This window comes from Bradyrhizobium sp. 62, from assembly GCF_023073035.1.
Classification (GTDB): Bacteria; Pseudomonadota; Alphaproteobacteria; order Rhizobiales; family Xanthobacteraceae; genus Bradyrhizobium.
This window is the reverse complement of the sequence record NZ_JADPIT010000032.1, coordinates 712,499-719,903: the sequence shown is the minus strand read 5'-3', so window position 1 is coordinate 719,903 and position 7,405 is coordinate 712,499. Positions and strand designations below refer to the sequence as shown.

Annotated in this window: 8 protein-coding genes; all 8 read right to left on the bottom strand. The window is 65.8% G+C overall.

Going from position 1 to position 7,405, the window contains the following annotated elements; all coding sequences use genetic code 11:
- Window positions 1–41 precede the first annotated feature (41 nt).
- Window positions 42–1,115 carry a multiple monosaccharide ABC transporter substrate-binding protein gene (gene chvE, locus IVB47_RS32765; RefSeq protein ID WP_247467647.1) on the bottom strand — a complete coding sequence of 358 codons (1,074 nt, stop codon included), beginning with the start codon at window positions 1,113–1,115 and terminating at the stop codon, window positions 42–44.
- Window positions 1,116–1,188: 73 nt separating this feature from the next.
- A complete protein-coding gene (locus tag IVB47_RS32760; RefSeq protein ID WP_247467645.1) occupies window positions 1,189–2,067 on the bottom strand; it encodes an SMP-30/gluconolactonase/LRE family protein in 879 nt (292 codons plus the stop codon).
- Window positions 2,067–3,143, bottom strand: a complete 1,077-nt coding sequence (locus IVB47_RS32755; protein WP_247467643.1) for an aldose epimerase family protein — start codon at window positions 3,141–3,143, stop codon at window positions 2,067–2,069. Before IVB47_RS32755 ends, IVB47_RS32760 begins: the two co-directional genes overlap by 1 nt.
- Window positions 3,144–3,145: 2 nt before the next feature.
- A complete protein-coding gene (locus IVB47_RS32750; protein ID WP_247288915.1) occupies window positions 3,146–4,072 on the bottom strand; it encodes a Gfo/Idh/MocA family oxidoreductase in 927 nt (308 codons plus the stop codon).
- On the bottom strand, window positions 4,069–4,848 hold the full coding sequence (locus IVB47_RS32745; RefSeq protein ID WP_247359799.1) for a FadR/GntR family transcriptional regulator: 780 nt from the start codon (window positions 4,846–4,848) through the stop codon (window positions 4,069–4,071). The genes IVB47_RS32750 and IVB47_RS32745 overlap by 4 nt, the downstream gene beginning before the upstream one ends.
- Window positions 4,845–5,825 (bottom strand): galactofuranose ABC transporter, permease protein YjfF, encoded by a 981-nt coding sequence (gene yjfF / locus IVB47_RS32740; protein WP_027569179.1) that lies wholly within the window; start codon window positions 5,823–5,825, stop codon window positions 4,845–4,847. The genes IVB47_RS32745 and yjfF overlap by 4 nt, the downstream gene beginning before the upstream one ends.
- Window positions 5,822–6,814, bottom strand: coding sequence for an ABC transporter permease (locus tag IVB47_RS32735; protein ID WP_247467641.1), 993 nt, complete (start codon window positions 6,812–6,814; stop codon window positions 5,822–5,824). The genes yjfF and IVB47_RS32735 overlap by 4 nt, the downstream gene beginning before the upstream one ends.
- Window positions 6,811–7,405 (bottom strand): ATP-binding cassette domain-containing protein (locus IVB47_RS32730; RefSeq protein ID WP_247467639.1); only part of this gene is annotated, 595 nt, incomplete at its 5' end. The genes IVB47_RS32730 and IVB47_RS32735, both read right to left, overlap by 4 nt.

The window sequence follows — 7,405 nt, the reverse complement described above, 5'->3', positions numbered from 1 at the left end:
CCCTCTCCCCGCAAGCGGGGAGAGGGAGAAGAAAAGAAGCCTTACTGGAACTGGGCCTTCTTGTAATAGCCGCTGTCGACCAGGACCTTCTCCCAATTGTCCTTGTAGACCACGACCGGCTTGAGCAGATAGGACGGCACGGTCTTGGCGCCGTTCTCGTAGGTCTTGGTGTCGTTGACGGTGACCTGCTTGCCGGCAAGCGCAGCGTCGACCATGTCGGCGGTCACCTTGGCGAGATCGCGGGTGTCCTTGAAGATCGTCGAATACTGATCGCCGCGCAGCATCGCCTTGATCGAGGGCACTTCGGCATCCTGGCCCGAGATGACAGGCATCGGCTGACCGGCGCTGCCATAACCGACCCCCTTCAGCGAGGAGATGATGCCGATCGACAGGCCGTCATACGGCGACAGCACCGCGTTGACCTTCTTGTTGCCGTAGTAGGCGCTGAGCAGATTGTCCATGCGGGCCTGCGCGGTGGCGCCGTCCCAGCGCAAGGTCGCGACCTTGTCCATGCCCATCTGACCGGAGACGACAACGAGCTTGCCGCTGTCGATGTACGGCTTCAGCACGCTCATCGCGCCGTTGTAGAAGAAGTAGGCGTTGTTGTCGTCGGGCGAGCCGCCGAACAGCTCGATGTTGAACGGGCCCTTGCCATCCTTGAGGCCGAGGCCCTGCACGATCGACTCGGCCTGGAGCACGCCCACCTGGAAATTGTCGAAGGTCGCGTAATAGTCGACGTTCGGTGTGCCGCGGATCAGGCGGTCATAGGCGATCACGGTGATGCCTTTTGCTTTCGCCTGCTTGAGCACGTCGGACAGCGTGGTGCCGTCGATCGCGGCGATCACCAGCGCTTTCGCGCCCTTGGTCACCATGTTCTCGACCTGCGAGAGTTGGTTCGGAATGTCGTCCTCGGCATATTGCAGGTCGGTGTTGTAGCCGCGCTCCTTCAGCACCTTGACCATGTTGTTGCCATCGTCGATCCAGCGCGCCGACGATTTGGTCGGCATGGCGATGCCGACTGTTGCTTTGTCCTGGGCCGAGGCGGTGACGCCCGCGGCCATCGTCGCAGCGCCGGCCAGCGCGAGCGCGAGGAAGGTCGTCTTCAGTTTCAACATGTTTCACTCCCTTGGATGTCAGACTGTTTTTTCGTGTCGTCGAGAACTTTGGTCGTGTGCGGCTTCGAGCCTCCTATGCGAGCTTGACGTCAGGCTCCGCCCGACCGCGCGCGGAGGCCTCCAACAGGAAGGTGTAGCCGGCTTGCGGATCGGCGGCACGCGCCGCCGCATCCATGTCCTGCCAGGCCGAGGTGACGAGGAGACGCGACAGATCAGGGCCGACAAAAGCGGGGCAGCTCGCCTGCTTTGCCGGCACGCTGAGCGAGCGCAGCCGCTCGCCTTGCGGAGAGTAGAGGTCGACGCGGCTCGCGCCCCAGCAGGCGTTCCAGATGTTTCCGTCCGCGTCGCACACCGATCCATCGAGGCCGCCGACGCCGGTCTGGCGCAGCAGCACTTCCGGCTCGCCGCGGGGCAGGCCGGTCGCGGGATTGAGCGGCACCGCGTAGAGCACCGCGCGCGCAGTGTCGGCGAAGTAGCCGGTGGCGCCATCGGGCGAGAAGCAGATCGAGTTGGGAATGCTGATGCGCGGAAACAGCATCGATATCTCGCCGTGATGGAACGCGTAGATCGCGCCTGCCCCTGCTTCCGCCTTGCGGCCCATGGTACCGATCCAGAACGTGCCGGAGGGATGCACGCGGGCATCGTTGGAGCGGGTCGCGGGATTGTCGGCTTCGAGTGGACAGAACAAGGTCATCGCCCCGTCGGCAGTTTTGCGGATATAGAGGCCGTCTTCCGCGACGATCAACTGCCGCTCGGCGTCGATCCGTCCAAGTGCGCTCGCCATCCGGCCCAGCGCATGAACGCGAATGCTGCCGCTGCCGAGTTGCGCCTCGAACAGTCGTCCCTCGCGGATATCGAACCACCAGGCGGTGTCGGTGGTCACGTCATAGGTCGGTCCCTCGCCGAGATGGCAAGGATCGTTCGAAAGAACCGAGGTCGGCACCTGTTCCATCAGGACCTCCTCACCGCAAAGCGATAGACCGTATGATGGCGGTAGACCTCGCCGGGCGCTAGGCGCGGGCTCGGGAAATCCGGCCGGTTCGGTGCGTCCGGCCAGATATGCGGCTCCAGGCACATCGCGTCCGACTGCCGGAACAGCTTGCCGCCCTTGCCCGAAATCGTGCCGTCGAGATAATTACCCGAATAGACCTGCAGACCGGGCTGATCAGTGAACAGCTCCATGATGCGCCCCGAACGCGGCGCCTCCAGCCGCGCCGCGAGCGCAAGCTTGCCGTCACGCGCGAGACAGTAGGTGTGATCGTAGCCCTTGCCGTTGCGCAATTGCTGGTCGCTCTCGCGAATGCGCTCGCCGACAGGCCGCGGCTCGCGGAAGTCGAACGGCGTGCCGGCAACGCTGCGCGGCGGCTCGGGCAACGGAATGGCGGTTGGATCGATCGCGAGGAAATGCCGGGCCGCGACCGTCAGCTTGTGATCGAGAATGGCCGTGCCTGATGTCGCGCCTTCCAGATTGAAGAAGCTGTGGTTGGTCAGGTTGACGATGGTCGGTCGGTCGGTCCGCGCCTCCATACGAAGCGATAACTCGGTCGGGCCGGTGACGCGATAGGTCAGGCGCACATCGAGCCGACCGGGATAGTTCTCTTCGCCGTGCGGACTGACATAGGACAGCGTGACCGCGGGCTCGGCGCCGTCGTCGATCTCCGCAATGTCCCAGAGCTTGCGGTCGAAGCCGTCGAGGCCGCCATGCAGCGCATTCGGACCGTTGTTGACGGGAAGCTGCACCGTCTCGCCGTCCAGCGAGAATTGTCCGTTGGCGATGCGATTGGCGTAGCGGCCGACGGTGGCGCCGAAGAACTTTCGTTCAGCGAGATAGCCGGCGAACCCATCATGGCCGAGCACGACGTCGTCGTAGCCGCCTTTGGCGTCCGGCGCCAGCAGCGCCTGGATCACCGCGCCATGGGTGATGATCCGCGCCTCGAACCCGCCCTCGCCGCGCAGCACGATGCGGTCCACCTTGCGGCCGTCCGGCAGCGTTCCGAAGACGTCTCTCTCTGTTTTCGATCCAGCCATGATCAATCCACAAACGGTTCGACGATCGTGCGCCTGCCGAGCAGGAAGGCGTCCGCAACGAGACGAAGCGGCGCCAGATCGACGTCGCTCGCCCCTGTCGCGGCGAGCGTGACGAAGCGCCGGTAAAGCTCCCGATATTCCTCATCGGGCGCCTCGGCAACGGTCTTGCCATCGATCGCCATGATCCGGCCGCCGCGGGATAGCGTCATCCGGCCCTGGTCGGTTTCGACCAGGATATCCCAGCTCTGCGGTCCGGTCTGGCGGAAATCGAACTCGGCGGTCACAGGCAGGCCGTCGATGTCGGTCAGCGTCAGGTTCGCGGCGATCGGCGCCTGGCAATTGGCGGGGAAGGCGAGCTCGGCCGCGGTGACGAACACGGGCTTCGGCAGGATCCGGGTCAGGATCGACAGCGCATTGATGCCGGGATCGAACACCCCGAGCCCGCCCGGCTCCCAGATCCAGGCCTGCCCGGGATGCCAGACGCGGACATCCTCTTTCCAGTTGATGTGCACGGAACGGACGCGGCGGGCGGCGAGCCACTCGCGCGCCGGCTCGACCGCCGGCGCATGGCGCGAATGCCAGGTCGCGAACAACGTCCGCTTGGCCTCTCTCGCCATCGCGATCAGCGGATCGAGCTCGGCAACGCCGGCGCCCGGCGGCTTCTCCAGCATGACATGCTTGCCGGCCCTGAGCGCTGCGACGGCCTGGGCGCGGCGCACTTGAGGCGGCGTGCAGAGCGAGACCGCGTCGATCGGCGGACCTTTTTCCAGCAGCTCTTCGATGGTCGCGAAATGCGGCAGATCCGGCAGCGAGGCATTGCGGCTGGCGACGGCCGCCAGCGTCGCGCCGGGAACCGCTGCGATGGCGCCGACATGCTGGTCCCGCGCGATCTTGCCGAAGCCGACGATGGCGATGCGAAGTTCAGTCACGATCTTTCTCCAGCTTCCGCGGACGGCAGCGCTTCGGTTGGTACAGTCTCGATCACTGTACCCTCGTGGCGGCGCATGCCGTTGTGAATGACGTAGACCATCGCCTCCGACGCGGTCGCGGCTTCACCGGCGGCGATGGCATCGACGATCTTCTGATGCCAGAGCAGAACGGTGTCGCGGTCCTCCGGTTCGACCGGTGCGCTGAGCAGGAATGAGGCGCGCAACGCAGCCTCGATGACGTGCCCGATCGAGCGCATGAACAGATTTCCGGAGGCGCGCGCCACACCGACATGGAGCGCTAGGTCGGCATCGGCGAAGCCAACGGAGTCGGAGGCCTCAAGCCGCATCCGCTCCATGCAGCGACGGAGCTCGGAGAGATCCTGCTCCGACCGCTGCGCCGCCGCCAGCGCGGCTGCGCGCGGCTCGACCGCGAGGCGGATCTCGGCGAGGTCGTTGAGGAAGCGCTTGTCGATCCCGGCATCCAGGTGCCAGGCCAGCACGTCGGCGTCGAACATGTTCCAGGCGACGCGCTCGCGCACGACGGTGCCGACGCGCGCCTTGGTAGTAAGCAGGCCCTTGGCCACCAGCGTCTTCACGCTCTCGCGCAGCACCGGTCGCGACACGCCGAACATCGCGATCATCTCGGCATCGCCCGGCAGCCGCGTCCCTTCTGCATATCGGCCGGCGATGATGTCAACGCCGATCGAGCGGGCCACTTCCGCGTGATTTGAGTGCGCCCGGCGCGTCGGAATGACGAGGATACGCGAGGTGGTCATGAGACTGCTCCCGCGCGCTTTGCCACGGGCCGGCGCGCGAGCGCAACCAATCCCTGTTGCAAGGCGATGAAGGCGAACAGCAGCACACCGGTCGCGATCTTGGTCCACCAGCTCGACAGCGTCCCGTCGAAATTGATGTAGGTCTGAATCATGCCCTGGATCAGCACGCCGAGGAAGGTTCCGATCACCGAGCCCTGCCCGCCCGTGAGCAGCGTGCCGCCGATCACGACGGCCGCGATGCTGTCAAGCTCGACGCCGACGGCGGACAGCGAATAGCCGGCGCTGGTGTAGAAGGAGAAGACGATGCCGGCGATGCCAGCGAGCAAGCTCGACAGCATGTAGATCTTTACCGTCATCCTGCCAACTGCAACGCCCATCAGGCTCGCGGTCGCCCGGCTGCCGCCGAGCGCATAGACATTGGCGCCGAACCGGGTGAGCTGCAGCAGCAATGCGCCGCCGATCACGATCGCAAGCATGATGATCGCGACCGCCGTCAGCCGTCCACCGCCGGGTAGTCGCAGAGCGAAGTCCGACACGGTCGAATAGACCGGTGCCGTGATCGGCACCGATTCCGTCGAGAGTAGGAAGCTGGCACCCCGGGCCAAAAACATGCCGGCGAGCGTCACGATGAAAGGCGGCAGATCGAAGACATGGATCACCGCGCCCATTGCCGCGCCGAAGGCGGCCGAGAGCGCGAGAATGGCGACGAAGGCGACCAAGGGCGGCATTCCCCAGCGCTCGATCGCCAGCGCGACGAACACCGTGGTGAAGCCGATCACCGAGCCGACCGAGAGATCGATGCCGCCGGAAATGATGACGAAGGTCATGCCGGTCGCGACGATGCCGAGGAAGGCGTTGTCAGTCAGGAGGTTGCCGACTACGCGGGTGGAGGCGATGTTGGGAAACTGCATCGCGCAGAGCACGAATCCCGCGACGAGCACGATCGCGGTGATGAGAACGGGCGGCAGGCCTTTCATGCCTTGGTCCCCCGCAGCCGCGTCACAACGCCGGTAAAGCCGGACAGCTTCGGCGATTGCAGCAGCAGCACGGCGAGCACCACCACCGCCTTGACCAGCAGATTGAACTCCGGTGGATAGCCCGACAGCAGAATGCCGGTGTTCATGGTCTGGATGATCAGCGCGCCGAGTACGGCCAGCACGAGGCTGAAGCGGCCGCCGAACAGCGAGGTGCCGCCAATCACCACCGCGAGGATGGCGTCGAGCTCGAGCCAGAGGCCGGCATTGTTGGCATCCGCGCCCATGATGTCGGCCGCTGCGATGACGCCGGCAAGCGCAGCGCAAACGCCGCACCAGACATAGACCGCCAAGATCATCGCGCGCGTGCCGACGCCGGCAAGCTCGCTCGCCCGCGCATTGCCGCCGGTTGCCTCGATCAGCAATCCGAGTGCCGAGCCGCGCACCACCGCACCGGTGAGGATCAGCATGCCCAGCGCAATCGCGACCGGCACCGGCAGGCCGAGAATAGAGCCATTGCCGAGCCAGACCAGATCGGGCGAGGAGAAGGTCACGATTCGACCCTCGGTAATGAGCTGGGCGATGCCGCGTCCCGCCACCATCAGGATCAAGGTCGCCACGATCGGCTGCATGCCGAGCACCGCGACAAGAAATCCGTTCCACAATCCGCAGATCAGGCCCGCACCGAGCGCAGCCGCCAGCACCACGGCCAGACTGTGGCTATCGGCGAGGCTCGCCGCGATCGCGCCGGAGATCGCCATCACTGCACCGACCGACAGGTCGATGCCGCGCGTGGCGATCACCAGCACCATGCCGAGCGAGAGCAGCGCGACCGGCGTGCCGCGGTTGAGCACGTCGATCATGCTGCCGAACAGCCGGCCGTCCTGGAGGCGCAAATCGAAGAATTGCGGCGACACCACGCGATCGACCGCCAGGATGACGATCAACGCGAGGATCTGGGCAAGGCCGCGGCGCGGCAACAGCGCGGTCATGCCCGGCCCTCATGTGCGACACTGGCGTCATCGGCGGCGATGGCGGCGAGAACGCTGCCGACGTCGATGGCCTCGCCGGTGAGCTCCTCGACATGAGCGCGGTCGCGCAGCACCACCACGCGATCGGAATAGGTCACGATCTCGTCGAGCTCGGAGGAGATCACGAGCAGCGCGAGCCCGTCGTCGCAGAGCTCGCGGATCAGACGGATGATCTCAGCGTGCGCGCCGACGTCGATGCCGCGGGTCGGCTCGTCCAGCACGAGCAGCCGCGGCGAGGTCGCAAGCCACCGTGCCAGCAGCACCTTCTGCTGATTGCCGCCGGACAGCAGGCCGACGGGACGCTCCGGATCGGGCGGACGAATGTCGAGCATCTTGACGTAACGGCTCGCAATCTCGTCCTGCTCGCGCCGCGACAGCGGCCGATGCAAACCGCGCTTGGCCTGAAGCGCGAGCACGATGTTCTCGCGCACGGTGAGCTCGGCGACGATGCCGTCGGTCTTGCGCTCCTCAGGGCAATAGCCAAAGCCGTGGCGCACGCCGTCACGCGGCGACTGAAGCCGGACAGGCGCGCCTTCCACCCTCGCCTGTCCG

Coding starts and splice junctions, on each gene's coding strand:
- IVB47_RS32755 (WP_247467643.1), bottom strand. CDS start 3,143: ATGGCTGGATCGAAAACAGAGAGAGACGTCTTCGGAACGCTGCCGGAC.
- chvE (WP_247467647.1), bottom strand. CDS start 1,115: ATGTTGAAACTGAAGACGACCTTCCTCGCGCTCGCGCTGGCCGGCGCT.
- IVB47_RS32745 (WP_247359799.1), bottom strand. CDS start 4,848: ATGACCACCTCGCGTATCCTCGTCATTCCGACGCGCCGGGCGCACTCA.
- yjfF (WP_027569179.1), bottom strand. CDS start 5,825: ATGAAAGGCCTGCCGCCCGTTCTCATCACCGCGATCGTGCTCGTCGCG.
- IVB47_RS32735 (WP_247467641.1), bottom strand. CDS start 6,814: ATGACCGCGCTGTTGCCGCGCCGCGGCCTTGCCCAGATCCTCGCGTTG.
- IVB47_RS32760 (WP_247467645.1), bottom strand. CDS start 2,067: ATGGAACAGGTGCCGACCTCGGTTCTTTCGAACGATCCTTGCCATCTC.